This is a genomic window from Roseibium sp. RP-7, from assembly GCF_053005225.1.
Genome location: NZ_JBRKQA010000003.1, coordinates 62758 through 89211 on the forward strand (window position 1 = coordinate 62758; position 26454 = coordinate 89211).

Sequence of the window (26454 nt, forward strand, 5' to 3'; positions counted from 1 at the left end):
ATCACTTTTTCTCCCTGAGTTCTGACCAGAGGTAGGGCACGATGATCGCTGCGATCGTCATCAGCATGATCACGGCGGAAGACGCACCGATGCCCATCTGGTTTCGGGTGAATGTGTAGGAATACATGAAGGTTGCCGGCACTTCGGTTGCGGTGCCCGGTCCGCCGCCTGTCAGGGCGATCACCAGGTCGTAGGACTTGATCGCCATATGGGCGAGCACCACGAAGGCCGACATGAAGGCAGGACGAAGCTGCGGGATCACGATCCGGCGATAAAGCGCGAACGTGGAAGCACCGTCGATCTGGGCAGCTTTCATCATCTCGCTGTCGATACCGCGCAGGCCCGCAAGGAACATCGCCATGACGAAGCCCGAGGTCTGCCAGACCGCAGCGATCACGATGGTATAGATCGCGAAATCCCGGTCCTTGATCCAGTTGAAGGTAAAGGTTTCCCAGCCCCAGCCGCGCACGACGGCCTCGATACCGATGCCCGGGTCGAGGAACCATTTCCAGGCAATTCCGGTCACGATGAAGCTGAGCGCCATCGGATAGAGGTAGATCGTGCGGATGAAGCCTTCTGCGCGGATCTTCTGATCGAGAAGGATCGCCAGCAGCAGACCCAGGACGCAGCAGATGGTGATGTAGAGAACGCCGAAAACCACAAGGTTCCAAACGGCCGTATCCCACGCACGGATCTTGAAGAGGTTTTCATAATTCTGCCAGCCGACCCAGCCGAAGGTGGGCAGAATACGGCTGTCCGTGAAAGACAGGTAAAGCGTGAAGGCGATGAAGCCGTAAACGAAGATTGCCACGATGGCGATCGTCGGGCTGAGCACGAGTTTGGGCAAAGCATCACGCAGTCTGTCAACAACGGAACCGCGCGGGTTCGCCGTTTCAGAGAGAGACATCTTGAGTTCCCCGACCTAGAGCACTTTTGCCGGCGTTCCAGCGAACGCGCGCGGCAGCTCTGAGACTTTGGTTCCGGCCGGCTCCAGGCGGTTGCTTGCAACCGCGAGACGGTCCGCCGAACCGGTGGGAGAGCGGTGACGGATCACCGCTCTCCGCGCGGTCGTTACTTGTTGATCTGAACGGCGGTAACGAGTTCTGCAACAGCGGTTTCGCTGTCGTATTCCCCGTTGAAATGCGCCGTGATCACGTCATACATGGCGTTCTTGACGGCAGCCGGGTTGGCGTGACCATGCGCCATGGAGCCGTAGAGGTTGCCGCTGTCGGCAGCCTTTTTCAGATCCACCATGCCCTTCTTGCCGCAGGCGTCAAAGTCATCGTTCGGCACGTCGGTCCGGGCCGGAACGGAGCCTTTGACGACGTTGAACGCGGACTGGAAGCTCGGTGACAGGATAGCGGTTGCAAGTGCAGCCTGCTCCTTGCCGACTTCCGGACCCTGCGCGAACATCGCGAACTGGTCGGCGTTGAAAGTCACCTGGTCCTGGGTGCCCGGGAAGCGGAAGCAGAGGAAATCTTCATCCGGCTTCTTGCCGGCATTCAGGAATTCACCCTTCGCCCAGTCGCCCATCATCTGGAAGGCTGCATCGCCGTTGATGACCATGGCGGTCGCAAGATTCCAGTCACGGCCGGAGAAGTTGTCATCCACATAGGAGCGGATCACGGCCATGCGGTCGAACGATTCCTTCATGGTGTCGGAGCCGAGCGCTTCCTCGTCCAGGTCGATGAAGGCCTTCTGGTAGAACTCGGGTCCACCGGTCGCCATCACGACTGCGTCGAAGATGGTCGCGTCCTGCCAGGCCTGACCGCCGTGCGCGATCGCGGTCTTGCCGGATGCCTTGACCTTTTCCAGAGCGGCAACGAATTCGTCCCAGTTCTGCGGCGGCTCGATACCAAGCTCGTCGAGGATGGCCTTGTTCGCCCAGACCCAGTTGGTGGAGTGGACGTTCACCGGAGCGGAGACCCACTTGCCGTCATACTTGGAGAATTTCTGCAGGGCTTCCGGAACCACGTCGTCCCAGCCTTCCATGCCGGCCAGGATGTTCAGGTCGGCGAGTGCGCCTTCCTTGGCCCAGTCGGTGATGTCGAAGCCGAGCATCTGTACGGCGGTGGGCGGGTTGCCGGAGGTAACGCGTGCGCGCAGCACGGTCATGGCCTGGGTACCGCCACCACCTGCAACCGGCATATCCTGCCAGCCGATGCCCTGGCTTTCCAGGTCCTGCTTCAGAACGTTCAGAGCAGCAGCTTCACCGCCGGAAGTCCACCAGTGCAGAACTTCAACATCGGCGGCGGACGCCAGGCTTGTGCTCATTGCAAGGGCGGCGAGGCCCAGCTTCAGAGATTTCAAAGACATCGATATTCCTCCCATAAGGTGCCTAAAGGCGTTTCGAGTGCCGGAGCCCGGCAATCGAGTGTCACGCAACGTTTATTGTAACGTTGCAAACCGGAGTGGTGTCAACGATTTTCATCACTCCCGAAAAACAAAGAGTTTCGTTTGTCTTACATACTATTAAGGCGGATGTTTCGGTGCTGCAGTGCAGCACATTATTGTGTTGTAACGTTACAAAAGCCCTGATTAGACTTGGCTTGCTTTTTGAGCTAGAAGGCTTCGGCTGAAGTGAACGGGCATGACGCGAAAAACCTTTGAACCCAACAGCGGTCGCGCCGCCGAAAAGCTGCCGCGTCCCACCTTGCGCACGGTGGCGCAGGAGGCAGGCTTCGCGGTGACCACGGTTTCCCGCGCCCTTGCCGGAGACCCCAGGATCGCGGAGACGACGCGCGAACGCGTTTCCGAAGTTGCCCGCCGTCTCGGCTACGTTCCCAATCGCGCGGCACAGCGCCTGCGCACCGGCCGTACCAAGGTCATCAGCCTTCTCCTGAACACACGGCACGAGTTTCTCAGCTTCACATCCGAGTTTCTCGGCGGCATGTCCGAAGGCCTTGCCGGAACCGGCTACGCGATCACCATTACAGCAGACGGTCTTGCCGACGACCGGCTTGAGGCAATTCGCAACATCCGCAGGCACTCGCTGGCAGACGCCATTGTCTTTACCCGCACCGAGTGCTTTGACGAGCGGGTCCGCTACCTGCTGGAGCACAACTTCCCGTTTGCCACCCATGGCCGGACGGACTTCACCACGCCCCACCCTTACGTCGACTTCGACAACGAGGATTTCGCTCGCATGGCCGTGGAGCGACTGGTTGCAAAGGGGCGCAAACACATTTGCATGGTCATGCCGAACGAACGCTACACCTTCGGTCAGCACCTGCGGTTCGGCGCCCGCCAGGCAGCCATTTCCCATGGCATTCAATTGACGGTTCCCGATGGCGTTGACCTCGACAGCGAGCCCGACGAGATCGCAGCGACCCTGCGCTCGCTCCATGCCGGCCCCAACGCGCCCGACGGTTATGTCTGCGTTGGTGAGGTCATGGCCCTGGTGACCCTCGCCTATCTCAACGACATCGGTCTGACACCCGGTATGGAAATCGACGTCGTCGCCAAGCGCGCCTCGCCCATTTCCAATCATTTCCGCCCGAGAATCGAGACCATCGACGAGGACCTGCGCGCCACTGGCAGAGCCATGGCCAAGGTTCTTCTCGCGAGGATCGACGGCGCCCCCATGGAGGATATGCAGATCCTCCTGAAGCCCGAAGGTGCCTTCTCGATTTCGGACTAGCCTGCTCATCACGCCACCCAGGGTGCTCGGGTCTTGCCGATGCGCATGGTCACGGTCTTGGCTTCCAGGAACTCGTCCAGTCCATATTTGCCAAGTTCCCTGCCCTGGCCGCTTTCCTTCATACCGCCGAAGGGCAGTTCCGCAAAACCATCCATCCAGGTGTTGGTCCACACCGTGCCTGCATGCGCCCGGCGGGCGAATTCCAGACAGGTGTGAACGTTCTCGCTCCACACACCGGCGGACAGACCGTAGTCGGCATCGTTGACGAGTTCGATCGCCTCATCCAGCGTCTTGAAAGTCAGCACCGAAAGCACCGGCCCGAACACTTCTTCGCGGGCGATCGGCATGTCGCTTTTTACATCCGCAACGATCGTCGGCTGGTAGAACTGTCCGGCAAGGCCGGGAACCGTCAGGGCTTCCCCGCCCAGGTGGACAGTCGCTCCCGCGTCCGCGGCATCGCGCACATATTTGTCGATTTTGCTCTGGTGGTCGGGCGTGATGATCGCGCCGACCTTGGTCGATGGGTCCAGAGGATCGCCGAAGGGCACCTTCCGCGACAGATCCACTGTCGCCTTCAGGAACGCCTCGGCGATGTCTTCGTGCACAATGATCCGGGATCCGGAGTTGCAGCATTCGCCTGCATTGAAATAGACGCCGAAGACAACCGCATCGACGGCGCTTTCGAGGTCGGCATCGGGGAAGATGACCTGCGGATTCTTGCCGCCAAGCTCCAGCGAGACCTTCTTCAAGGTTCCGGCCGCCGCCTTGACGATGGCCTTGCCGACGCCGGTCGAGCCGGTGAAGGTGACCATGTCGACACGCTTGTCGGCGGTCATCGCCGTTCCAACCGGATCGCCATAGCCAAGAACGATGTTGACGACCCCGGCCGGGATACCGGCTTCGATGCACAGTTCACCCAGAATGACCGTCGTTGCCGGGGTCATTTCGGAAGGTTTGATAACCGCGGTGCAGCCGGCAGCAAGCGCGAAAGGCAGTTTTTGCGACACGATCAGGAACGGAAAGTTCCACGGTGTAATGATGGAGACGACACCGACCGGCTCCTTGAGAACCAGGCCGAGCATGTCGCTGCCGAGTGAATTGTAGCTTTCGCCGTGCATGGTGCGCGCCAGCGAAGCGGCAAAGCGCCAGATATCGGACGCGCCTTCGATTTCAGCCATGGCCTGGCTGATTGGCTTGCCGGATTCCAGCGTTTCCCAATAGGCGATCCGCTCCCGTTCCCGGTCGATCAGATCGGCGATCTTCAAGAGAAGCGTTGCCCGCTCCTTGCCGCTGGTGCGGGACCAGCGTCCCTTGTCGAAAGCAAGCCGCGCGGCGGAAACCGCCGCATCAACATCACGGGCACCGCCCTTCGCCGCCTTCGTGACAACGCTGCCATGGGACGGAGACACACGATCGAAGGTGGACCCGTCAGCACTCTGACGCCAGTCGCCATCGATCAGGTGACGGGCGACGAAGGGTTCGGCCGGGAGTTTTGCTTCGCTGATGGAAATGACGTTCAGGTCACTCATGACTTAACTTCCAGGAAATTCGGTTTGCGCTTTTCACGGAAGGCGGTAACGCCCTCGTTGCGATCTTCTGTCGGACTGATCATGCCGGAGCCGAGCGCCTCGATCATGGCACTGCGATCTTCACCCACGGCGGCATGGATCATGTATTTGGCCACTTCCACGGCCCGGGACGATTTGTCGGCCAGCTTCTCGGCCATCTCGAACGCAGCTGAAGCCGGATCGTCGGATATCTCGGCTGCAAAGCCCGCCGCATAGGCACGTTCTGCGGAAATGCGCCGGCCGAACAGGGCCATTTCCTTCACCATCGGCTCACCCAGCAAACGGATCAACCGTTGCGTGCCGGACCAGCCCGGTACGATGCCGACGGATGCTTCCGGCAGCGCCAGCGTCGCCCTTGGCGCCATCACGCGAATATCGGCGGTCGCTGCAAACTCCAGTCCACCACCAAAGGCGTGCGCGCCAAGCGCAGCCACCGTCGGCTTGGAAAGCCGCGCCAGCCGGTCAAAAACCCGGTGACCTTCGCGCACCCAGTGGCGGGCAAACTCATAAGGCGACAGCTCGGACCATTCGAGAATGTCCGCACCGGCACAAAAGGCCTTGCTCTCCTCCGCTGTAATCACCACCGCAAGGATCGACGCATCGCGCTCCAGTTCATCGCAAAAGGGCTCAACTGCCTTCAGCATGTCGAGGGTGAACGCATTCAGCTTGGCCGGATTGTCCAGCTTCAGCTCGGCGATTGCCCCATGACGGATGAGATGAAGCGCGCTCACAGGCTCAACTCCATTGCACCCCTGGACAGAAGCGCTTTCGGCATCTCGACCAGATCGTTTGCGAGCCGCACCCGGCCCTTGGAAGCATCGACGATGTCACGTGCCGGATCGATGCCCGGCATGATCTCAGTCGCCACCAGGCCTGCATCGGTCAGGTGGATAACGCAGCGCTCAGTCACATAGATGACGTCCTGGCCGAGCTCCTTCGCCCTGCGGCCGGAGAAAGTGACATGCTCGACCTCGTCCACCATCTTGGTGAACTTGCCCGGTGTCCGCACCTTCAGTGCGTCTTCCGTCAACTCCAGATCGGCACCCGCCTCGAAAAGACCCGAGAACACGATCTTGCGCGCGTTCGCAGTGATGTCGACAAACCCGCCGCAACCTGCGGTCAGATAGGGCTTCTTGCCGAGCTTGGAGACATTTACGTTGCCATCCAGATCGATCTCCAGGAAGGACAGGAAGGAGACATCGAAACCGCCGCCCTGGAAGTAGGTAAACTGCTGCGGCGACGGCATGTAAGCATCGGCGTTGGAAGCGCAGCCGAAAGCAAAACCCGTCAGCGGCATGCCGCCGGTCGCACCTTGCTCGATCGCCCAGGTGACGGCCTGTTCCTGACCGGCTTCCAGCAGCACGCGTGGCACCATCGCCGAAATGCCGAAGCCGAGGTTTGCCGTCTGGCCGGACTTGAGTTCCATTGCTGCCCGGCGGGCGACAACCTTCTCGATGCCGTGCTCGGCAAGCGAGAAGCTGGACCACGGCCGCATGATCTCGCCGGAGATCGCCGGGTCGTAACCGGTTTCAGTGGTCTGGCGCTGGTCCGGATCGACAACGATGAGATCGACCAGATGACCGGGCACACGAACATCGTGTGGACGCAGCGAGCCCGAGGCCGTCACGCGCTTCACCTGCGCGATCACCAGGCCGCCATGATTGCGCACGGCAATCGCCTGCTCCAGGCCGCCGAGATAGGCGCCTTCGTGTTCGTAGGTGAGGTTGCCGCGTTCATCCGCAGTCGTTGCCCGAATGATGGCGACATCCGGCACAATATTCGGAAAATGCAGCCAGGTTTCGCCGCCAAGCTCCAGCCGGGACACGATGGGCCGGTCTGCCGCAACATCGTTCATGGCACAGCCCTGACGGATCGGGTCGACGAAGGTGTCCAGCCCGACCTTGGTCATGACGCCCGGGCGGCGGGCCGCAACATCCCTGTGCATGTCGAACAGGATGCCGGAAGGCACGTTGTAGGCAGCTACCCGGTTCTCCACCAGCATCTGCCAGATCGCCGGCATCGGCAGGTTGGACGGACCGGAGGGGTAGGACCCTGCAATGATGGTCGACAGCAGACCATCCTTGGCAAGGTGGTCGATCCCCTTGATGCCGTACATGTCGCCAGCGGCAATGGGATGGAGCGTCGTGAGGTTTCTCGGGTGCCCTTCACTGTCGAACCTTGTGCCAATGGCCTCAAGGATCTTGTCCGGGCACCCGAGACCGGAGGAAGAGGAAACGGTGATGACCGCGCCGTCCTGAATGCGGGCGGCGGCATCCGCCATGGAAACGATCTTGGAGGTCATGTTCAGAAGCCTCCATAGTTGACGGCAACAGCCTTGCCGGACTGCGCGGCCTCGCGCACGGCAAGGGCGACCGCCAGCGACTTGACTCCGTCGACACCATCGGCAGAAGGACGCCCCTTGCCGTTGACCGCATCGGCAAAGAGACCGAGCGCGCGGTGGTAGAGGTTATGCTTGTCGTAGGAGATCTCGTGTTCGCCATCCGCATCGACCAGACGAACCGCTCCGACAGGTTCCTGGGTCATGACGTTGCGGGCGAAGATCGACCCATCCGTGCCATGAAACTCGATGCCGGTTCCCGCAAATTTATGCGTGAAGCTTTCATGCGACTGCACCATGGCACCCGACGGCATCGACCAGACGGACATCACGCTGTCCTCGACCCCTTCTCCGAGGCCTGAGGCTGCTGCCTTGGCAACGACTTCCTGCGGATCTTCACCCAGGTGGAAGCGGATGGTGTCCGCGTCATGCACGGTGATATCGGGAATGACGCCGCCACCGGCAGCCGCATCGTTGATGCGCCAGCCGCGCAACGCGTCCGGCAGGTTGACCGCGTGGAAGACGCGCGCGCTCAACACCTTGCCGATGCGGCCGGAAGCGATCAGCTCGCGGATGGCCAGATGAGACCCGGCATTGCGCAAATGATGATTGGTCGCAAAGACCACACCCTTGCCGGCGGCAGTGCGAACCATTTCACCGGCCTCATCCAGGGTCATGGCCAGCGGTTTTTCGCACAGCACATGCTTGCCGGCAGCGATCGCGGCCAGCGCCTGCGCATGGTGCTTTTCGTTGGTGGTGGAAATATAGACCGCGTCGACACTGTCATCCGCAAGGAGCGCATCCAGATCCGTGAAGCTGTCGGCAATACCATGCTCACGGGCATACGCCTCGCCGCGGGCCGCATCCGAACTCAGGACGGACTGAATGTCGGCATTCTGCGAGCGGATGGCATCGATCATGTAACTCGACGCAATTCGGCTTGCACCGATAAGGGCCCAACGCATCCATTCCTCCCGAATAACTCTTAATTTTGGAACGTTCCAATTTCTTGATCGGAACAATTACTGGAACGTTCCAAATGAGTCAAGAGTGGAATTTTGCAAGGACGTGAAATTGGAGAGACAGACGAGATCGATGATCGAGTTAGACAACAATCAGCAACACGTTCGCATTGCTCAAAGTCTCCAGGCATCTCCGCCTTATCAACGGCTTAAGGCAGCTAGGCTGTCGCCGGCTCAGCACTGCATCAGAAATTGCCCCCACTCCCCCCCCCCTGCGTCACCCCGGGCGAGCATCGCGAGACCCGGGGCCCACTCATTTCCAGAGCGTTCGCAAGGTGCAGCAACCATCAAGACGATGACATCGGCTTCAGCAAGCGGCTTTGCGAGTAGGCCCCGGATCTGCGCTTCGCTTGTCCGGGGTGACTCAGGTGGTGAGGTGGTTCCGAATACGATGAACTTGGAAACGTTCCCCAGGTGGATGGTCAGCACCTCAGGAAACGACCTCGATGCGCGGAGTGACTTCCCCGGCTTCTTCCACGTTTTGCGGAAACCGCAATTCGACGGTCGTGCCCTTGCCCGGCTCGGAGAAGATATTTGCCGTGCCGCCGCTTTGGCGAACGAAGCCATAGACGACAGCGAGGCCCAGCCCCGCGCCGCCCTCGCTGGTCTTGGTGGTGAAATAGGGCTCGAAGGCCTTGTCGACCTCCTCCCGGCTCATGCCTATGCCCGTGTCCCGGACAGCGACCACGACCGCGTCCCCGTTTGAAAATGTGGCAACCTGCACTTCGCCGCCGTCGGGCATCGCCGCTGCCGAATTCAGGCAGAGATTGAGTACCGATTGCTCGAAGAGTTCCGGATCCAGCACCAGCGGTGGCAAGCTGTCGTCCAGATCCAGTTTCAGACTGCATTTCTCGCCGATGGCGATTTCCAGAATGTCCGCCATGCCGCGCAGCAACGAGGACATACCGATGCGGCTGAGGTTGGCAGGTTGCTGACGGCCGATGGTCAACATGCTGCTGGCAAGCGATCGGCCCCGATCCGCCGCCTTGCGAATGCGGGCAATGTTGCGGGCCTGACGGTCACTGAAGCCGCCGTCCCGCTCCAGCAGTCCGAGGCTTCCGGTAATGATGCCGATGGTGTTGCCGACCTCGTGGCTGAGCTGGTGCGTCAGGCGCATGATGCCGTCAAGCCTCTGGGCCTTGGCCGCCTCCGCCTCCTGCCGGTCCAGCAAGGTTACATCCCGGGCGAGCAGCACGACACCATCATCGCTTTGCCGCGACAGCGAGATTTCCGTCACCGACCCGTTCTCGGAACGATGACGTACGGAAAAGGGGGCGCTCAGGGGTCTGCCGTCGGGCGCACCCGGAAGCAGTTCGGTCCGGATTTCCGGGACCGGTTCCAGAAACTGGACAAGAGGCAGCTTGCGGGCAGCACCCTTGTGACCCAGCAATTCGATGACCCGCCGGTTCATGGTGACCGGTTTGCCGGCAGCATCGAAGATGGCAATACCCTCATTCATGCTGCGGAAGGTGGAACGGATTGTCCTGGCAGCGGCCTCCGCCGTGCGCCGCAGACGTGTGACCCGGTCAACGCTTTCCTTGAAGGCGAGAAAGGCCTGCTGCAGGTTCAGAAGCTCGGTTTCATCGCCCTGATAGACCGGTGGACCGACATCCTTCTGCCCTTTGGCAAGGGCGTTCATGCCGCTGGACAGCGAAACGATGCCTTTCGATACTCGGATGACCGAACGGATCGACATCACCGCCATGGTCAGCACCAGCAGTGAAGCCACGGCAACGATCACCAGAAGCTGCTGCAGGGTGGCCGAAGTCGACTGGAAATCCCGGTTGAGGGTTTCCGTCACGATGCCCGACTGGGTTTCCGTCGCAAGGGACAGCTCTCGCGCCACCGTGTGCAGCCTGGCAATTGCGCTGCGCACGGCGAACATTTCCAGGAGATAGCTGGTCTGCGCCTCGAAAACCCGCTCATAGGGCCCGAGGTCCGACGGCGGCAATGAGGCCGCGGCAGGCTCCGCCACGTAACGCCGCTTCAATTCACCCAGCTGAAACAGGCTGCCCGCACTCGACACGGAATGCACGATGGCATTGAGGCGCTGGCGAGGTTCCTTCTGGCTGGCGGTGTCGGCAACGGCGATCATGCCGAGCGCGGAGGAGACTTCTTCCTTGTAGTGCTGGGCGGTTTCGGCCTTGGCAGACAGCGCGAGCGTCTGCGCACGGATCTGCCCGAGCAGTTCGAAGATCCGCGTGTTGGCGGCCCGGTAGGTCTCCTTGCCCGGCGGATAGTCAGGAAGCGAACTCAACAACTGGTCGACCTGCTCCACCAGCAGCCGGCTCTTGCCAGAGACGGTGTAGGGCGAGGTCGCATTCATCAGGAAAGGCGCACTGGAGACGAGGTCAGACACCTGCCGCGAGACCAGCGCGGCATCAGCCAGACTGGTGAAGGCCTGCAGCCCGTAAGCGGCGGTTTCCTCACGCGCCTTCAAAAGCCCGTAGATCGCGATGGCCGACAGCGTGAAGGCGACAGCGCAGATCAGCGCGATGGCGGCAGGCAGCCTGAAGGCAATGGAAGAAAGAACCGGCCGGCTGATCATTTAAGGTGCATGGGCGGGATCCTGATGCAGGATGTAGCCCTTCCCCCGGCGGGTCTTGATATGTTGCGGCAGGTCCGGGTTTCGCTCGATCTTGCGGCGAAGCCGCAGGACCAGAACATCGACGTTGCGATCGATCAGCCGGTCTGTTTCCGCGCCCAGCTGTTCCAGGATCTTGGTCCGGCTCACCGGTTCGTTCGGCGTCGATGCCAGGATCTCCAGCAGGGAAAATTCCGACGACGTCAGCGTCCGGGTCGGGTGAGACGTGCAAACGGCCTTGCGATTGACGAGATCGATCACCCAGTCGCCCAGAAGCAGCGCGGTCGGCTCGTGCTGAACGCTGATGGTGTCCTTGTCGCTGCCGCGCAGGGACGGATGCATCCGCCGGAGCACCGCCTTGATCCGGGCGGTGAGTTCAATCGGCTCGAACGGCTTGACCACATAATCGTCGGCGGCGGTTTCAAGGCCAAGCACACGCTCTGCGGCGCTACCGGCGGCCGTCACCATGACGATACCGATATCGGTCTGCGACCGCAGCTTCTGCGCAAACACCCGGCCGGACATGCCCGGCAGGTTATGATCGACCAGAACCAGATGAAAGGCATGCTCCGGCAGGATCCGCGCAGCTTCTTCCGCAGAGCGCGCGGCAACCGGCGACCAGCCTTCGGCTTCCAGAAGATCCGATATCAGTTCCGCCATATCCTGATCGTCCTCCACGATCAGGATCTTGATGCCTTCGTTCAGCAAACCTATGTCCTCCCGAGTGACATCATAGGCATAGAGCCGTATTATGCAAAGCCTTGGTTTTTCAATTGCTTGTCACATTTGTAAGGCTTGTAATATTTGTAACTCTTTTCTTTTGCCGGCGAAACAACAGTAACCAATCTCCTGTTGCGAACACTGCCTCTTCTGCCATGGTAATAGCTGTCCGGGGCCTGGTTCCGGACTGGGAGGAAACATGAAATTCATCGCGTCACTCGGAGCGGGTGCGGCCGTATGGCTGTCGCTGTCGCTCAACGCTGCTTCGGCGCAGGACCTGAATGTCCTGTGTGCCGTGCAGGTCGAGTGGTGCCAGATGATGGAGGCTGTCTTCGAGGAAAAGACCGGCCTTGATGTTTCCATGGAACGCAGAAGCACCGGCGAGATCCTCGACAGGGTCCGGGCCGAGCGCGACGCACCAAAGATCGACGTTTGGTGGGGCGGCACCGGCGACACCCACCTGCAGGCTGCAGGCGAAGACCTGCTTGAACCCTACCAGCCGAAAAACTTCGAGGACACGCTGCCCTGGGCGCAGAATTTCTTTCTGATGTCAGGCGGCAAGGCGGCAGGCATTTATGCGGGCGCACTCGGGTTTGGCTACAATTCCGACTTTCTGGCTGCGCACGGCGTTGCCGCTCCGTCCTGCTGGAAAGACCTGACCGCACCGCGGTACAAGGGCCTTGTTCAGATGCCCAATCCGAATTCCTCGGGAACCGCCTATACGATGCTGGCAACGCTCGTCCAGCTGCTGGGGGAAGACGAGGCTTTCGAATATCTGGCGGCGCTTGCAAAAAACATCGACAGGTTCACCACTTCGGGCGCAGCACCGGTTCAGGCAGCCGCCCGTGGTGAGACAGGCATCGGCATCTCCTTCATCCACGACGCGGTGACGCAGAAACTTGCCGGCGCGCCCATGGTCATCGTCGCACCTTGCGAAGGCACCGGCTACGAGATCGGCGCCGTCAGCATCGTCAAGGGCGCCAGGAACCCCGAGGCTGCCCGCCTGTTCGTCGATTTTGCGCTGAGCCCGGAAGGACAGGAAACCTGCGCGGCCTCGGGACAGAACCAGATACCCGCAAACGCGAAAGCGTCGCTGCCACCGGCAGCCCCCGATATTTCACTCATTCGCATGGTCGACTACGACTTCGCCACCTTCGGTTCACCTGACCAGAGGCGAAGACTGCTCGACCGTTTCGACAAGGAGGTGCTGCAGACGGCAACCCCTGTAGCCACCCAGTAAAGGACGAGATTGACCCTTCGCCAGCGAAGGAAAATCCGGAGTTCGTCATTTGAAATTCGACCGGCAACGGACCCGTGGAGGCGGATCCGAACGGGCAAGCTTTGCCTCATGCCGGTCAACACATCAGCCCCCGGGCTGAAACAAACGCCTGCCCGTCCGGGCAGGTAACAGGCTGAAAGCCAAAAGTGGAGGAAACCATGTCTTTGAAATCACTTTCCGTCGCACTGCTTGCAACGGCAGCAACCTACTCGGTTGCTCCGGCCATGGCAGCGGGCGACCTCAATGTCATCTGTTCGGCGGATGTCGTGATCTGTGAACAGCTGCAGGGCGACTTTGAAGCCAAGCATGACATCAAGGTCAACATGGTGCGCCTGTCGTCAGGCGAAAGCTACGCAAAGATCCGCGCTGAATCCCGCAATCCGAAGACCGATATCTGGTGGGGCGGCACCGGCGACCCGCATCTTCAGGCAGCTTCTGAAAACCTGACCCAGGAATACAAGTCGGAAAAGCTCGCAGACCTTCATGAGTGGGCTCAGAAGCAGGCGGAAAGCTCCGGCTTCAAGACCGTTGGCGTTTATGCCGGCGCTCTCGGCTGGGGTTACAACACCGAAATCTTCAAGGACAAGGGCCTTGCCGAACCCGCCTGCTGGGCAGACCTCCTGAAACCTGAGCTGAAAGCTGAAATCCAGGTCGCCAACCCGAATTCTTCCGGCACCGCCTATACAGCGCTTGCTTCCCTGGTTCAGATCATGGGCGAAGACGAGGCCTTCGACTATCTGAAGGAACTCAACAACAACGTGTCCCAGTACACCAAGTCGGGTTCTGCACCGGTGAAGGCCGCTGCCCGCGGCGAAACCGGCCTCGGTATCGTCTTCATGCATGACGCCATTGCACAGGCTGCTTCCGGCTTCCCGGTCAAGGCAATCGCACCGTGCGAAGGTACCGGGTATGAAATCGGCTCCATGTCCATCGTCAAGGGTGCCCGCAACCTCGACAATGCGAAGGTCTGGTACGACTGGGCCCTGTCCCCGGAAGTTCAGTCCCGCATGAAAGAGGCAAAGTCCTTCCAGCTGCCGTCCAACAAGGCTGCCGAAGTTCCGCCGGAAGCACCGAAGTTCGAAGACATCAAGCTGATCGACTACGACTTCACCACCTACGGCAACCCGGATACCCGCAAGAGCCTCCTGGAGCGTTGGGACCGTGAGATTGGCGCTATCGCCAACTGACCCCAACACCCGAAGAAGTCCGCACACGGCTGCCTAATAGCCGGGTGCGGGCTTCGCCCGGACAGTCTGCGCAGCAAGGTGGACGTACGTTCGCTAAAAGCTGCCGCCACAAGCATCTGCACATCGATGGCAATGCCGCGGCACGTCCGCACTTCCGGCCGGCTTCGCCAGCGCATCGCAACAGGCATGCGGCGGGGCACGTCCGTTATTGAAAAACCATAAATACAGGGGTGGCCATGCTGAGTGGCAACAAACGGCTGAACGCTCTACTCGGGCTGGGGATCGGCGCCTTTCTGATCGTACCCTGGTACAGGGTCGAACGCGGCTTCTTTTCCTTTGAGTGGCCATCGGACTTTCCGTTCTCATCCGATCTCGCGCCCGGTCTTCTGCAGATCTTCGCGGAAGGTCGCGTGTGGCTTGTGCTGGCACTGGCCCTCTTCCTGATCGGCGGCAGCGCGCGCTTCATGGCGGACGCCAACAAGCGCGGCCGATTGCTCGTCGTCACCGGCACCATCGGCATTCTGTACATGGCGCTTCAGGGCCTTGCGATCAGCTTCACCGGCTGGGCCTGGACCTTTCCCGAAACCGCCTTCGGAGCCTTGCCGCTTGGCCAGCCCGCCATGGGGGCAGGTGCCATCCTCACCTCGCTGATCTTCGTTCTCTTCATAGCCTTCGGTCTTGCCGAGCGGGGCTTCATGAAGGGCGATGCCTTTGTCGTCGGATCGATCTCCATCCTGATCTTCCTGGTGACGGTATTCATCTTCTATCCCATTGGCTCGATGTTCGCCGGCTCGGTGCAGGATTTCGACGGCTCCTTCAAGCCGGACGGCTTCATCCGCAACATGCAGGATCCCGCGATCTGGAGCCTTGACTGTGTCATCGGCGGCAATCGCTGCGGCGTCGCATGGCGCACGCTGTTCCTTGCGGTGATGACCGGCCTCGGCTCGACCATCCTCGGCCTCGCCTTCGCACTGGTCGCCACACGCACACGCTTTCCCTTCAAGAAAGGCCTGCGGCTTCTGACCGTCCTGCCGATCATCACCCCGCCCTTCGTGATCGGCCTGGCACTCACCTTGTTGTTCGGCCGCTCCGGCGTCGTTACCGAAGCGCTCGACACGCTGTTCGGCATCGAACCAAGCCGTTGGCTCTATGGGCTGACAGGCATCTGGATTGCGCAGGTCCTGTCCTTCACGCCAATCTCCTTCCTCGTCCTGATCGGTGTTGTCGAAGGTGTCAGCCCATCGATGGAAGAAGCCTCGCAAACGCTGCGGGCCGACCGCTGGCGCACGTTCTGGCGCGTCTCTCTGCCGTTGATGAAACCCGGCCTTGCCAACGCTTTCCTGATCGGCTTCATCGAAAGCATGGCCGATTTCGGCAATCCGCTGGTGCTTGGCGGCAGCCATGGCGTGCTCTCGACCGAAATCTTCTTTGCCGTCGTCGGCTCGCAGGTCGACCCGTCCCGCGCCGCCGTGCTCGCGATCATCCTGCTCAGCTTCACACTGACCGCCTTCCTTGCGCAGCGTCTATGGCTGTCGGGCAAGAACTTCGCAACCGTCACCGGCAAGGGCGACAGCGGTGCCCATGCGGGCCTGCCGAAGAGCCTCTCCGTCACCGTCTATGGCATCGTTCTTCCCTGGATGGGCTTCACCATCGTCGTCTACGGCATGATCCTGTTCGGCGGCTTCGTGAAGACCTGGGGTCTCGACAATTCCCTGACGCTGGAACACTACGCCAGGGCGTTCTCGGTCACCTTCCAGGATGGCGCTCTCGTGTGGACCGGCGTTGCCTGGAACTCCTTCTGGACGACCATGGAAATCGCCCTGATCTCCGCGCCCCTGACGGCGGCAGTCGGCTTGCTGACGGCCTATATCATCGTGCGGCAGAAATTCGCCGGCAAGAACGCCTTCGAATTTGCCCTCATGATGAGCTTCGCCATTCCCGGCACCGTCATCGGCATCAGCTACATCATGGCCTTCAACCTGCCGCCCATCGAGATGACCGGCTCTGCCCTGATCCTGGTTGCCTGCTTCGTCTTCCGGAACATGCCCGTTGGCGTGCGCGGCGGCATTGCCGCCATGAGCCAGCTCGACAAGAGCCTGGACGAAGCTTCGCTGACGCTTCGGGCCAACAGCGCCCGGACCCTGCGCAAGGTGATCCTGCCGCTGTTGCGGCCGGCCATCACCGCTGCGCTGGTCTATTCCTTCGTCCGGGCAATCACATCCATCAGTGCGGTCATCTTCCTGGTCAGCGCGGAATACAACATGGCGACCTCCTACATCGTCGGCCTCGTCGAAAACGGCGAATACGGCATCGCCATCGCCTATTCCTCCATGCTGATCTTCGTGATGATCACGGTCATTGCGGGCTTCCAGCTGCTGGTCGGCGAACGCCGCCTGCGCCGGGAAAACCGCGTCTCCGGCATGGCCAAATCCAATAAAATCCGTATCGCGCAGGAGAAAACTGCATGACTGACCTCAAACCCGGCTCCGTCGTTTTTGAAAACGTCCGCAAGGACTTCGGCACCTTCACCGCCATTCCGGACCTGTCGATAACCATCGAACCCGGCACTCTGGTGACCCTGCTCGGCCCCTCAGGCTGCGGCAAGACGACCACCTTGCGCATGCTGGCAGGTCTCGAACACCCGAGCGCGGGCAGGATCCTGATCGGCGGACGGGACGTCACCATGGTTCCGGCACATGAGCGCGACGTCTCCATGGTGTTCCAGTCCTATGCACTCTTCCCGCACATGAACGCGCTCGACAATGTGGCCTACGGCCTGGAATCCTCCGGATACAAAAAACGCGAGGCGCGCGAGCGGGCGGAAGAAGGCCTTGCCCAGGTCGGTCTTGGCAGCATGGGTCACCGCCTGCCGGCAGAGCTTTCCGGTGGTCAGCAGCAGCGCGTCGCGGTCGCTCGTGCTCTGGTGCTGAACCCACAGGTGCTTCTGCTGGACGAACCCCTGTCCAACCTTGATGCCCGGCTGCGCCGGCGCGTCAGGACGGAAATCCGCGAGCTGCAGCAGCGGCTCGGTTTCACCGCCGTCTACGTCACCCACGACCAGGACGAAGCACTTGCGGTGTCCGACCGGATCGTGGTCATGAAAGACGGCAAGATCGCCCAGGAGGGCGCTCCGCGTGAACTCTACGAAGAACCTGTTTCAGAGTTCATCGCAGACTTCATGGGCGAGGCGAATGTCGTCAGTTGCGAAGTCGTCGGGCGTGAAGGCGACGAAACACTGATCGATGTCGGTGGCCTGCAGCACCGGCTGCGCGCTCGCCAGACCGCCAACGGCAAGGCCAAGCTGGCGGTAAGGCCCGGCTCGGTCGTGCTGAACCCGGAAGGTGCTTCCGGCCTTGGCGGAGAGATCCTGACCGCGGCCTATCTCGGCGATCATGTCGAATACGAGATCGAGACCCAGGTCGGAAACTTCTTCGTCATCGATCATTCGGTCGAAAGGTCGTTTGCCCCCCACACAGCCGTTTCCCTCGGCTTCCGCAACCGCGGCCTCGCCCTGATCGAGGCATGAGATGACACTGGTTACTGAAGACATGTCCCCATCGACCGATGCGCTGACAGCAAGGTTCGCCGCAGCTCGGGAAATCGCCGAAGAAGCCGGTTCCCTGGCACTGGACTATTTTCGGCGGCGCAAGGACCTCACCATAGAGATCAAGGGCGGCCTGCAGGATGTCGTTTCGATCGCTGACAAGAACGTTGAAACCCTCATCCGCGACAGGCTGCACACCTCCTTTCCCGAAGACGGCATCCTGGGTGAGGAACACGGTGTCGAACAGGGCAGCAGCGGGTTCACCTGGGTGGTTGATCCGATCGACGGCACCTCCGCCTTCGTTCACGGTCTGCCGAGCTGGTGTGTTTCGATCGCCCTTCTCAACGACACGGATCTGGTCATGGGTGTTATCCGCGTGCCTTGCGACGACGAGAGCTTCGCAGCCGTCAAGGGCGGCGGCGCAACGCTTAACGGCGAACCCCTCCGGCTTGATTCATCCAGAACCTTGCAAAACAGCCTGACCGGGATCGGCGCCAACCACGCCGTACCGGCGGAAATGATCGGCGCGCTTATCGCCGGTCTGATGGCGCGTGGCGGCAACTACATCCGCACCGGATCGGGCGCGCAGATGCTGGCCTCCGTGGCCGCGGGCAGGCTCGCCGGGTTCTACGAACCGTCCATGCATGCCTGGGATTGCCTTGCCGGCTATTGCCTGGTCGCCGAAGCCGGCGGCAGCTACCGCCCCTTCCCGGTGGCGGGGGATGCCATCCTGGACGGTGGTCCGGTTCTCGCGGCCGGTCCGGGAACATTTGACGATCTGTCAGCTCTGGCAACGGAGTGCGAGCGTTTCCTGAAAAGCTGACGTTTCAGGGAAATCCTGCGAACATCTCCAAAGGCGTGTCTCGGAAGAGGTACGCCTTCTTTTCATTCAGGACCTTTTGAACGACCTCAAAACATCACGCGCAGCAATTTTCCGGTCGATTTTTCAAACTCGAGCCATTCCGGGCGAACCTCTGTCAGAACTTCGATTTCCGCCCAACCACAGCCTGAAAGTGGAACGCAGACGGCCCGGCGCCCGGGGCTGTCCGTTTGCTCGTCCGCATTCAGCAGCAAGAACTTCAGGCCGAGTGCATCCGTTGCCGCAGCCGTCTTATCCGTAGACAGGTAAAGCGGCGCAGCGGGGTTTGCAGCTATCATGTAATCAGGCTTCGCCTCTACGTCCGGCGGCCCGAAGCCGACAAGATAGCGAGTGGCGTTTTCGAAGATACGGACATCCTTGCGTTCCAGGTCTTCTGCAATACGCTCGATGGCGTTGAGCGCGGCCCAATCGCAATTCCCGCCACACTCTTCTCCACTGGCGCGGGCAATCTCCGGCACATCCCGGTTTATTGCCGCCAGCAGTTCTGCAGACGCCTGAGGCAGACCAAAGGCAGCAAGATGCTGTGCAGCGTCTTCACGTGTCTGGTTTGCACCTATTGCGGAAAAGCTCTCCAGAATGGCCATCCGCCGCAGCAATTCAGAAGAAATCCGACCGTCATGAAGAAAACTCCCGGCGGTGTTTCCCTCTGCATCAAAGACCAGGACCCGATCGACAGCCAGAACGATGTTGCCACCTTTCGGAAAAGGCAGACGGTCGCCGTTTGCCAAGATCAAACGTCTTTGACCGCCGCCCTCTGACAGCTTCATCTGGAGACCGCCGAACTCGACCGCACCCGTGATGGGAGAAGGCAACGTGTCCGCAGCGGCGCCGCCCGCGAGAAGGCAGGGGCCCACCACGGCCAGAAGTCCCAAAGTTCTTGCGAAGATACCTATCGCGTGTCCCTCTCTCATATTCGTATGCGATCGTCGGCAGCGGGAAAGGTCGCACCAACAAGAGGGTCGATCAAGCCGATTCCCCTGCCATATCTGACTGCCGTCGATACTGCTCGCGGAACGCGCCCGGCGTCAGGCCGGAAAGGCGTGAAAACAGGCGAACGAAGGATGGCGGGTCGTTGTAGCCGACGGCAAAGCAGATATCCGAGACGGGCCGATCCGTTTCGATCAGGAGATCCCTGGCACGTTCAATGCGAAGCTCCTGGAGATACTGTTTCGGGGAAAGCCCGGTTGCCAGCTTGAAGCGCCTTTGAAAGGTCCGCGCCGGCAGCCCGCTCGTGCGCACCATATCGGCAACGCTCACATCATCACCCGACCGGGTTTCGAGGAAATGCTGCACTTTCAAGATGGAAGCATCGCCGTGCCGAAGTTCAGGCAGGAAGCGCCTGAACCGGCGCTGGTCGCGGCGGCGAAAGTCGACAATGAAATGCCGCGCCGTGGCAACGGCCACCGGGTACCCCAGAAACCGCTCGATGAGCGCCAGCGCAAGATCGACCCAGGCCATGAGGCCTCCGGCCGTGATCAGGTCGGAATATTCGATCAGCAGCCTGTCCGTATCGAGCCTGAGGTCCGGATAGGTTGCTGACAAACGCTGTTCCAGTCCCCAATGGGTCGTAACCTTGCGCCTCTCCGCCAGACCGGCCGCCGCAACGAATGTCAGCCCGGTACAAGCCGAACAAACAACAGCGCCGCGACCGTGCAAATGCTGGAGAAAAGCAGGAAGAGCCGGAACCTCTTCCAGACGGACCGTTCCTGCCGAGGGCGGCAGGACTACCGCGTCATATCGGTCCACTGCCGCGGAAAAATCTTCCAACAGATCCAGTTTCATCCCGGTATCGCTGATCCGCGCCGCATGGCCCAGAATATCCTGGAGCCCGTAGACAGCGGATTTCAGGGATCCCGGATAAGCGAGAATGGCGATCGACAGCGATTGGCCCATTTGGCTGGTTTAGCACATTCTTTGTCATTTGCGCCAATCGCCCCGAAAGATGCTCGAAGCTAGCTTTCTCCAAAGCACAAACACCTGGAGACCCCTATGCTCGGCACTCTCGATAAATTTGCATCCCGTCTTGCACTCGGCAACCTGACCGTCACGGCCCTGTCGGACGGCTATCTCGATATTCCCGCAGCCTATTTTTCCAACGTGACACAGACCGAACAGGACGCCGTCAGCCCGAGCACACGCTTTGGCGCCAATACCTGGTTGATTGAGACCGGCACCCGCAAGATCCTGGTCGACGCCGGTTCGAGCGAATATCTGAAGGAACGATTTCCGGCCAGCGGCACGCTGACATGGCAGGCTCCGGAAAAGACCGAAGAGCGCGCAGCGGTGACCGATATCGTCATTACCCACATGCATGCCGATCATATCGGCGGACTGTCACTGAACGGCAGCTGCCTCTTCCCGAATGCAGAGATCCACGTTCAGGCCGCCGAGTGGGACTTCTGGACCGACGAGGCCTTGCTGACCTCCGTACCGGAAGACAAACGGCCACTGGTGGGTCTCATTCAGGCGCTTGCGAAACCGGTCGGCAATCAGCTCCGGCTTCATCGCGGCGATACCGACCTCGGCGATGGCATCACCCTGCTTTCAGCGCCCGGCCACACCCCTGGCCATCAGGCCTTGCACCTTTCTTCAGGCAGCGAGGAAGCCATTCTGCTCGCGGATGTCGTGGTGTCCGATGCGCTGCAATTTGCCAATCCGGATGTCCGTTATGCGCTCGACAGCGACCCGGATCTGGCCGTGAAAACAAGAAGGGCTCTGTTCGACAGGCTGTCGGCAGACAGGATCCCTTTCGCCGCGACCCACCTGTCTACCGACAGGTTCGGATATCTGGAAACACGCGACAACGGGTTCGCTTTTGTGGAGATTTGAACACAAGGCGACTTTTCAACCACGCCAAGTCCTTTCGTGGCTGCGCAGGCCTTTGCCCCGCGGTCTCCTCAAAAAAACAGGTCCCGGCTCGAGGCCGGGACCTGGCTTTGCGGGAGGCAGGGTGTGCGAACGGCTTAGCCGATGCTGACCCAGCCATCCTTTTCGGCCGACGCGAAGATGGCGTCGAGGATCTTCATGTTCTGGACGGCATCTTCCGCGCCATAAGGAAGCGGCGCTTCACCGGTGATCGCCCGGCCAAACACGTCCGCCAGTTCGGCATATTGATCGCAAGGCGCGATGATATCCGACTGCATCGCCGCATCGCCGAGCAGCGAGCCGTCGTCAATCCGGATCTGAACAGCTTCGCCCTGCGGCGCGTTGAACGGGATGACGATTTCCAGCCGCTTCTTCGTACCGACCAGATGAATGCGCTGATAAGGCGTCAGCTGGGTCGAGACGGTGAAGTTGAGATGCCGGTTGTTGCCGAAGTCGAGCAGGGCACTGGTCATGCGGTCGGTGCCGAAGGCGGGATCCCGGTCGATAAGCGAAACGACCCGCTGCGGTTCGGCATCGAAGAAATACCGGCCGGCCAGCATCGTGTAGCAACCGATGTCGAGCAGCGCACCCCCACCGATATCCGCCTTGTTGCGGATGTTACCCGGGTCATCATTGTAGTAGCTGAAGAAGGTCTGGATCGCCTTCAGCTCCCCCAGATCGCCGGACCGCACGATCTCGCGCGCCTTGATCCACTGCGGGTGGGCCCGAACCATGAAGCCTTCGGCAACCAGCTTGTCCTTCGGCAACTCCAGAAGCTGCTTTGCCTCTTCGGCATTCAGCGCGACCGGCTTTTCGCAAAGCACGTGCTTGCCCGCGTTCACCGCCTGGATCGTCACGGGCACATGCATGTGGTTGGGCAGCGGATTGTAGATCGCGTCGATCTCCGGATCTGCGAGCAGCTCCTCGTATGATCCGTAGGCCTTCTCGATGCCGAGACCCTTCGCTGCTTCCTTTGCCCGGTCGAGATCTCGCGAAGCAATCGCATAGGCGGTGCCGGTCTTCGACCGCTGGATGCCCGGAATGACCTTATCAAGACCGATTTTCGCGGTCGAAACGATCCCCCACCTGATAGTCTTTTCCGTCATGCCGGCATCCTTCCCATGATTTTGAGGTACGCACGCCAGATGACATAAAACGATTTAACTCCGCAAGGGCAGAAAGGCCGGAGAAAGGCCTGCTCGCTGGTGAAAAGCTGATTTGAATCCGGCCTCATCGGCTGGACGCGGGCAGCAGTCACACCAACCTCGCCCTCCGGACAAGCGTAGCGGAGATCCGGGGAGACATCGAAGGTCTTTCACCGCGATTTCACACAGCAGCGCCGCGCCCGTGAAGGGAGCACTGTCCCGGCTCAGAATTTCTCCGGCACGTAGAGATGTTCCGGCAGGACCTTGCGCTCATAATCGGAATTGTAGACCCGTTCCGGCAGCTTGATCGGGTCGTGCGGGATATCTTCGTAAGGGATCATCGACAGGAGGTGGCTGATGCAGTTGAGGCGCGCCTGCTTCTTGTCGTTGCCTTCCACGATGAACCAGGGTGCTTCGGGAATATTGGTCCGCTCGAAGGTTTCTTCCTTGGCCTTGGTGTAATCCTCCCAGCGCACGCGGGATTCCAGGTCCATCGGTGACAGTTTCCACTGCTTCAGCGGATCGTGGATGCGCATCAGGAAGCGCAGCTGCTGTTCTTCATCCGTAATGGAGAACCAGTATTTGATCAGCCGCACGCCGGAGCGCACGATCATGCGTTCGAATTCCGGCACATCGTGGAAGAACTCCTCCACCTGGCTATCACTGGCAAAGCCCATGACGCGCTCGACGCCGGAGCGGTTGTACCAGGAGCGGTCGAACAGCACCATTTCGCCGGCGGCCGGCAGATGCGGCACGTAGCGCTGGAAGTACCACTGGGTCTTTTCACGGTCGGTTGGTGCCGGCAGCGCCACGACACGGGCGACACGCGGATTGAGCCTTTGCGCGATGCGCTTGATGACCCCGCCCTTGCCGGCAGCGTCGCGCCCCTCGAAGATGATCACGATCTTCTCACCGGTATGCTGCACCCAGTCCTGCAGCTTCACCAGTTCGGCCTGCAGACGCAGCAACTCGTGGAAATAGGTGTTCCGGTCGATGGTCGACTTGTGCTTCTTCGCGGAGATGAAGGCGAGATCCTTGGCGACGAGAAAATCGTCGATCTCCATCTCCAGCTCTTCGTCCAGGCTGTCTGCCCATTCCGCTTCAACCCAGGTTTTTGCACTTTCTTCGGTCATCAATCGGTTCCTTTGAAATACATCCCGGAGGTACGCCCAGGTTCGTCAGCGCATTCAACCGGACGCAGAATGCCCAAGGACTGTGAACAGGTTATCCATGAAAGTTTTTTGACAGTCGCGCCTGTTCCCCTGTCATTCTTTCTAGCAGCAACGCTTTCGCACTCAAATTACCCTTGCAAATGAACGAACGTTCATTTATTTTTTGCAATAGGGAGAAACAAGATGGCAAGTGCAGCCGCAAGACCGCAAAGCCGATCCAGAACGGGCGCGAAAGGCCAGGAGACTGCCGCACGTGTGCGCAAGGCAGCCCTGAAACGCTTTGCCGCCAACGGTTATGCCGCTGTCTCCATGCGCGAAATCGCCGCCGATGTCGGCGTTCAGCCAGGCGCGCTCTACAACCATTTTCCGACCAAGCAGGATATCCTGAAGGACCTGATGCTCGCCCACATGGGCGAACTCCTTGCTGCCTGGGACGAAGCGGCTTTTGCGGCTGACATGGACCCGCTGGAGCGTTTTGTCCGCTTCCACATCCGCTATCACCTGGAACGGGCGGACGAGGTGTTCATTTCCTACATGGAACTGCGCAATCTCGAACCGGACAACTTCGACATCGTCGAAGCCGAGCGCCGTCGCTACGAGGGCATCCTGACGGGTATTCTGGAAACCGGCTCCGCTGAAGGGCGCTACAGCGTCCGCGAACCGAGGGTCGCCACCCGCGCGATCATCGCCATGCTGACTGGCATTCCGAGCTGGTACCGCCAAGGCGGCCGCCTGTCGAAACTGGATATCGAAGAGATTTACCTGGACCTGGCGCGCAAGGCCGTTGCGCCGGGGAACCAACACATTCCGGCCCCTCAGGCGTGAAACCGGACGCGTGGGGAGCAAGCAACTGAACTCAATCGACCGTCCACAAGGTTGATCCAAGGGAGACCGGGTGACATGAGCATCCTGAAATCGAGCCTATCGCCGAGAAGCGAACAGTTTGCAGCAAACCGCGCCGCCCACGAAGCGGCCATGGACACCGTCAAGGCAGCAGCCCAGACAGCCCTGGACGGTGGTGGCGAGACCGCCCGACAGCGTCATGTGTCCCGCGGCAAGATCCTGCCGCGCGAACGCGTCTCCCGCCTGCTCGATCCCGGCTCACCCTTCCTGGAAGTCGGCATGCTGGCCGCCCACGAGATGTATGAGGGCGCTGCTCCCGCCGCCGGCATGATCGCGGGCATCGGCCGGGTTGAAGGCCGCGAGGTGATGATCCTCGCCAATGACGCCACCGTCAAAGGCGGCACCTATTATCCGATGTCGGTCAAGAAACACCTGCGCGCCCAGGAAATTGCCTCGGAAAACAATCTGCCCTGTATCTATCTGGTCGACAGCGGCGGCGCCAACCTGCCCAACCAGGACGAGGTCTTCCCGGACCGCGACCACTTTGGCCGCATCTTCTTCAACCAGGCCAACATGTCGGCAAAAGGCATCGCCCAGATCGCGGTCGTCATGGGCTCCTGCACCGCGGGCGGCGCTTATGTGCCGGCCATGTCGGACGAGACCATCATCGTCAAGAACCAGGGCACCATCTTCCTGGCCGGCCCGCCCCTGGTGAAGGCCGCCACCGGCGAGGAAGTATCTGCAGAAGATCTCGGCGGCGGCGATGTCCACACGCGCCTGTCCGGTGTTGCCGATCATCTTGCCCGCGACGATGCCCACGCACTGGCGCTCGCCCGCCGCGCCATCGCCAGCCTCAACCGCACCAAGACCCCATCCGTCGCGCTGCAGACGCCGGAAGACCCGCTCTACGATCCGGACGAAATCCTCGGTGTCGTTCCGGCCGATCTGAAAACGCCCTACGACATCCGCGAAGTGATCGCCCGCACCGTCGACGGATCGCGCTTCGATGAATTCAAGGCCCGCTACGGCACCACTCTGGTCTGCGGCTTCGCCCATATCCATGGCATGCCGGTTGGCATCATCGCCAACAACGGTGTTTTGTTTTCCGAAAGCGCGGTGAAAGGGGCCCACTTCGTCGAGCTCTGTTCCCAGCGCAAGGTTCCACTGGTGTTCCTGCAGAACATCACCGGCTTCATGGTCGGCCGCAAATATGAAAGCGGCGGCATTGCCAAGGACGGTGCCAAGCTGGTGACGGCGGTCGCCACCACCTCGGTCCCGAAGATCACCATGCTGGTGGGCGGCTCCTTCGGTGCCGGCAACTACGGCATGTGCGGCCGGGCCTATTCGCCGCGCTTCCTGTGGACCTGGCCCAATTCCCGCATTTCTGTCATGGGCGGCGAACAGGCCGCCGGCGTGCTTGCCACCGTCCGCCGCGACGGTATCGAGCGCAAGGGTGGCAGCTGGTCGGCGGATGAGGAAAAAACCTTCAAGCAACCGATCATCGATCAGTTCGAACAGCAGGGTCACCCGCTTTACGCGACTGCCCGGCTCTGGGACGATGGCATTGTCGACCCGCGCAAGACCCGGGACATTCTGGGCCTTTCCCTGTCGGCAGCCCTCAACGCCCCGATCGAAGACACGCGCTTCGGTCTCTTCAGGATGTGATC

21 protein-coding genes are annotated in these 26454 nt (G+C 60.7%); 9 read left to right on the top strand and 12 right to left on the bottom strand.

Annotated elements, in window-relative coordinates:
* Position 1: 1 nt before the first annotated feature.
* Together ACVDG9_RS23020 and ACVDG9_RS23025 are read right to left on the bottom strand one after the other, a co-directional pair.
* Positions 2 to 907, bottom strand: a complete 906-nt coding sequence (locus ACVDG9_RS23020; protein WP_023002937.1) for a carbohydrate ABC transporter permease — start codon at positions 905 to 907, stop codon at positions 2 to 4.
* Positions 908 to 1071: 164 nt separating this feature from the next.
* Positions 1072 to 2322: an ABC transporter substrate-binding protein gene (locus ACVDG9_RS23025; RefSeq protein WP_370198003.1), complete on the bottom strand. Its 1251-nt coding sequence runs from the start codon at positions 2320 to 2322 to the stop codon at positions 1072 to 1074.
* A 268-nt stretch (positions 2323 to 2590) separates the two neighbouring features.
* Here ACVDG9_RS23025 and ACVDG9_RS23030 point away from each other — a divergent pair, with 268 nt between their 5' ends.
* A complete protein-coding gene (locus ACVDG9_RS23030; RefSeq protein ID WP_447239076.1) occupies positions 2591 to 3640 on the top strand; it encodes a LacI family DNA-binding transcriptional regulator in 1050 nt (349 codons plus the stop codon).
* 8 nt (positions 3641 to 3648) lie between these two features.
* On the opposite strand, the gene ACVDG9_RS23035 is transcribed toward ACVDG9_RS23030, so the two are convergent.
* The 6 genes from ACVDG9_RS23035 to ACVDG9_RS23060 all read right to left on the bottom strand — a co-directional run bounded on the left by ACVDG9_RS23035 (position 3649) and on the right by ACVDG9_RS23060 (position 11860).
* A complete protein-coding gene (locus ACVDG9_RS23035; RefSeq protein ID WP_447239077.1) occupies positions 3649 to 5169 on the bottom strand; it encodes an aldehyde dehydrogenase family protein in 1521 nt (506 codons plus the stop codon).
* Positions 5166 to 5939 (bottom strand): enoyl-CoA hydratase/isomerase family protein, encoded by a 774-nt coding sequence (locus ACVDG9_RS23040; protein WP_447239078.1) that lies wholly within the window; start codon positions 5937 to 5939, stop codon positions 5166 to 5168. Before ACVDG9_RS23040 ends, ACVDG9_RS23035 begins: the two co-directional genes overlap by 4 nt.
* Positions 5936 to 7510 (bottom strand): acyl CoA:acetate/3-ketoacid CoA transferase, encoded by a 1575-nt coding sequence (locus ACVDG9_RS23045; protein WP_023002932.1) that lies wholly within the window; start codon positions 7508 to 7510, stop codon positions 5936 to 5938. Before ACVDG9_RS23045 ends, ACVDG9_RS23040 begins: the two co-directional genes overlap by 4 nt.
* A 2-nt stretch (positions 7511 to 7512) precedes the next feature.
* The gene (locus tag ACVDG9_RS23050) at positions 7513 to 8511 is read right to left on the bottom strand and encodes a Gfo/Idh/MocA family protein (RefSeq protein ID WP_031270236.1); all 999 of its coding nucleotides are present in this window, start codon (positions 8509 to 8511) and stop codon (positions 7513 to 7515) included.
* 487 nt (positions 8512 to 8998) lie between these two features.
* Positions 8999 to 11116 (bottom strand): sensor histidine kinase, encoded by a 2118-nt coding sequence (locus tag ACVDG9_RS23055; protein WP_447239079.1) that lies wholly within the window; start codon positions 11114 to 11116, stop codon positions 8999 to 9001.
* Positions 11117 to 11860 (bottom strand): response regulator transcription factor, encoded by a 744-nt coding sequence (locus tag ACVDG9_RS23060; RefSeq protein WP_023002928.1) that lies wholly within the window; start codon positions 11858 to 11860, stop codon positions 11117 to 11119. It lies immediately after the preceding gene.
* Between the two features lie 211 nt (positions 11861 to 12071).
* Between ACVDG9_RS23060 and ACVDG9_RS23065 the strand changes: the two genes are divergently transcribed.
* From ACVDG9_RS23065 to ACVDG9_RS23085, 5 genes are all read left to right on the top strand, one after another.
* Entirely contained in the window at positions 12072 to 13112 is a 1041-nt protein-coding gene (locus ACVDG9_RS23065) for an ABC transporter substrate-binding protein (protein WP_447239080.1), read from the top strand.
* Between the two features lie 197 nt (positions 13113 to 13309).
* Entirely contained in the window at positions 13310 to 14338 is a 1029-nt protein-coding gene (locus ACVDG9_RS23070) for an ABC transporter substrate-binding protein (protein ID WP_031270233.1), read from the top strand.
* A 236-nt stretch (positions 14339 to 14574) separates the two neighbouring features.
* Complete coding sequence (locus ACVDG9_RS23075) at positions 14575 to 16806, top strand: ABC transporter permease (RefSeq protein ID WP_055659662.1); 2232 nt, start codon at positions 14575 to 14577, stop codon at positions 16804 to 16806.
* The gene (locus ACVDG9_RS23080) at positions 16803 to 17864 is read left to right on the top strand and encodes an ABC transporter ATP-binding protein (RefSeq protein WP_447239081.1); all 1062 of its coding nucleotides are present in this window, start codon (positions 16803 to 16805) and stop codon (positions 17862 to 17864) included. Before ACVDG9_RS23075 ends, ACVDG9_RS23080 begins: the two co-directional genes overlap by 4 nt.
* A gap of 1 nt (position 17865) precedes the next feature.
* Positions 17866 to 18705 carry an inositol monophosphatase family protein gene (locus ACVDG9_RS23085; RefSeq protein WP_447239082.1) on the top strand — a complete coding sequence of 280 codons (840 nt, stop codon included), beginning with the start codon at positions 17866 to 17868 and terminating at the stop codon, positions 18703 to 18705.
* Between the two features lie 86 nt (positions 18706 to 18791).
* On the opposite strand, the gene ACVDG9_RS23090 is transcribed toward ACVDG9_RS23085, so the two are convergent.
* Together ACVDG9_RS23090 and ACVDG9_RS23095 are read right to left on the bottom strand one after the other, a co-directional pair.
* Positions 18792 to 19673 carry a hypothetical protein gene (locus ACVDG9_RS23090; protein WP_447239083.1) on the bottom strand — a complete coding sequence of 294 codons (882 nt, stop codon included), beginning with the start codon at positions 19671 to 19673 and terminating at the stop codon, positions 18792 to 18794.
* Positions 19674 to 19725: 52 nt separating this feature from the next.
* A complete protein-coding gene (locus ACVDG9_RS23095; protein ID WP_447239084.1) occupies positions 19726 to 20655 on the bottom strand; it encodes a GlxA family transcriptional regulator in 930 nt (309 codons plus the stop codon).
* A gap of 96 nt (positions 20656 to 20751) precedes the next feature.
* Between ACVDG9_RS23095 and ACVDG9_RS23100 the strand changes: the two genes are divergently transcribed.
* Positions 20752 to 21591, top strand: a complete 840-nt coding sequence (locus tag ACVDG9_RS23100; protein WP_447239085.1) for an MBL fold metallo-hydrolase — start codon at positions 20752 to 20754, stop codon at positions 21589 to 21591.
* Between the two features lie 134 nt (positions 21592 to 21725).
* Here the strand turns inward: ACVDG9_RS23100 and ACVDG9_RS23105 are convergent, their stop codons facing one another.
* Together ACVDG9_RS23105 and ppk2 are read right to left on the bottom strand one after the other, a co-directional pair.
* Positions 21726 to 22733: a Gfo/Idh/MocA family protein gene (locus ACVDG9_RS23105; protein ID WP_447239086.1), complete on the bottom strand. Its 1008-nt coding sequence runs from the start codon at positions 22731 to 22733 to the stop codon at positions 21726 to 21728.
* 263 nt (positions 22734 to 22996) lie between these two features.
* Positions 22997 to 23905 carry a polyphosphate kinase 2 gene (gene ppk2, locus ACVDG9_RS23110; RefSeq protein ID WP_055659675.1) on the bottom strand — a complete coding sequence of 303 codons (909 nt, stop codon included), beginning with the start codon at positions 23903 to 23905 and terminating at the stop codon, positions 22997 to 22999.
* Between the two features lie 222 nt (positions 23906 to 24127).
* Between ppk2 and ACVDG9_RS23115 the strand changes: the two genes are divergently transcribed.
* Both ACVDG9_RS23115 and ACVDG9_RS23120 read left to right on the top strand, forming a co-directional pair.
* The gene (locus tag ACVDG9_RS23115) at positions 24128 to 24769 is read left to right on the top strand and encodes a TetR/AcrR family transcriptional regulator (protein ID WP_447239087.1); all 642 of its coding nucleotides are present in this window, start codon (positions 24128 to 24130) and stop codon (positions 24767 to 24769) included.
* 75 nt (positions 24770 to 24844) lie between these two features.
* Positions 24845 to 26452 carry a carboxyl transferase domain-containing protein gene (locus ACVDG9_RS23120; protein WP_055659680.1) on the top strand — a complete coding sequence of 536 codons (1608 nt, stop codon included), beginning with the start codon at positions 24845 to 24847 and terminating at the stop codon, positions 26450 to 26452.
* Positions 26453 to 26454: the final 2 nt, after the last annotated feature.

Excerpts from the sequence above, each read along its gene's own strand:
- ACVDG9_RS23020 (WP_023002937.1), bottom strand. The coding sequence starts at position 907 with ATGTCTCTCTCTGAAACGGCGAACCCGCGCGGTTCCGTTGTTGACAGA.
- ACVDG9_RS23030 (WP_447239076.1), top strand. The coding sequence starts at position 2,591 with ATGACGCGAAAAACCTTTGAACCCAACAGCGGTCGCGCCGCCGAAAAG.
- ACVDG9_RS23035 (WP_447239077.1), bottom strand. The coding sequence starts at position 5,169 with ATGAGTGACCTGAACGTCATTTCCATCAGCGAAGCAAAACTCCCGGCC.
- ACVDG9_RS23045 (WP_023002932.1), bottom strand. The coding sequence starts at position 7,510 with ATGACCTCCAAGATCGTTTCCATGGCGGATGCCGCCGCCCGCATTCAG.
- ACVDG9_RS23050 (WP_031270236.1), bottom strand. The coding sequence starts at position 8,511 with ATGCGTTGGGCCCTTATCGGTGCAAGCCGAATTGCGTCGAGTTACATG.
- ACVDG9_RS23055 (WP_447239079.1), bottom strand. The coding sequence starts at position 11,116 with ATGATCAGCCGGCCGGTTCTTTCTTCCATTGCCTTCAGGCTGCCTGCC.
- ACVDG9_RS23065 (WP_447239080.1), top strand. The coding sequence starts at position 12,072 with ATGAAATTCATCGCGTCACTCGGAGCGGGTGCGGCCGTATGGCTGTCG.
- ACVDG9_RS23070 (WP_031270233.1), top strand. The coding sequence starts at position 13,310 with ATGTCTTTGAAATCACTTTCCGTCGCACTGCTTGCAACGGCAGCAACC.
- ACVDG9_RS23075 (WP_055659662.1), top strand. The coding sequence starts at position 14,575 with ATGCTGAGTGGCAACAAACGGCTGAACGCTCTACTCGGGCTGGGGATC.
- ACVDG9_RS23080 (WP_447239081.1), top strand. The coding sequence starts at position 16,803 with ATGACTGACCTCAAACCCGGCTCCGTCGTTTTTGAAAACGTCCGCAAG.
- ACVDG9_RS23085 (WP_447239082.1), top strand. The coding sequence starts at position 17,866 with ATGACACTGGTTACTGAAGACATGTCCCCATCGACCGATGCGCTGACA.
- ACVDG9_RS23090 (WP_447239083.1), bottom strand. The coding sequence starts at position 19,673 with ATGAGAGAGGGACACGCGATAGGTATCTTCGCAAGAACTTTGGGACTT.
- ACVDG9_RS23095 (WP_447239084.1), bottom strand. The coding sequence starts at position 20,655 with ATGGGCCAATCGCTGTCGATCGCCATTCTCGCTTATCCGGGATCCCTG.
- ACVDG9_RS23100 (WP_447239085.1), top strand. The coding sequence starts at position 20,752 with ATGCTCGGCACTCTCGATAAATTTGCATCCCGTCTTGCACTCGGCAAC.
- ACVDG9_RS23105 (WP_447239086.1), bottom strand. The coding sequence starts at position 22,733 with ATGACGGAAAAGACTATCAGGTGGGGGATCGTTTCGACCGCGAAAATC.
- ppk2 (WP_055659675.1), bottom strand. The coding sequence starts at position 23,905 with ATGACCGAAGAAAGTGCAAAAACCTGGGTTGAAGCGGAATGGGCAGAC.
- ACVDG9_RS23115 (WP_447239087.1), top strand. The coding sequence starts at position 24,128 with ATGGCAAGTGCAGCCGCAAGACCGCAAAGCCGATCCAGAACGGGCGCG.
- ACVDG9_RS23120 (WP_055659680.1), top strand. The coding sequence starts at position 24,845 with ATGAGCATCCTGAAATCGAGCCTATCGCCGAGAAGCGAACAGTTTGCA.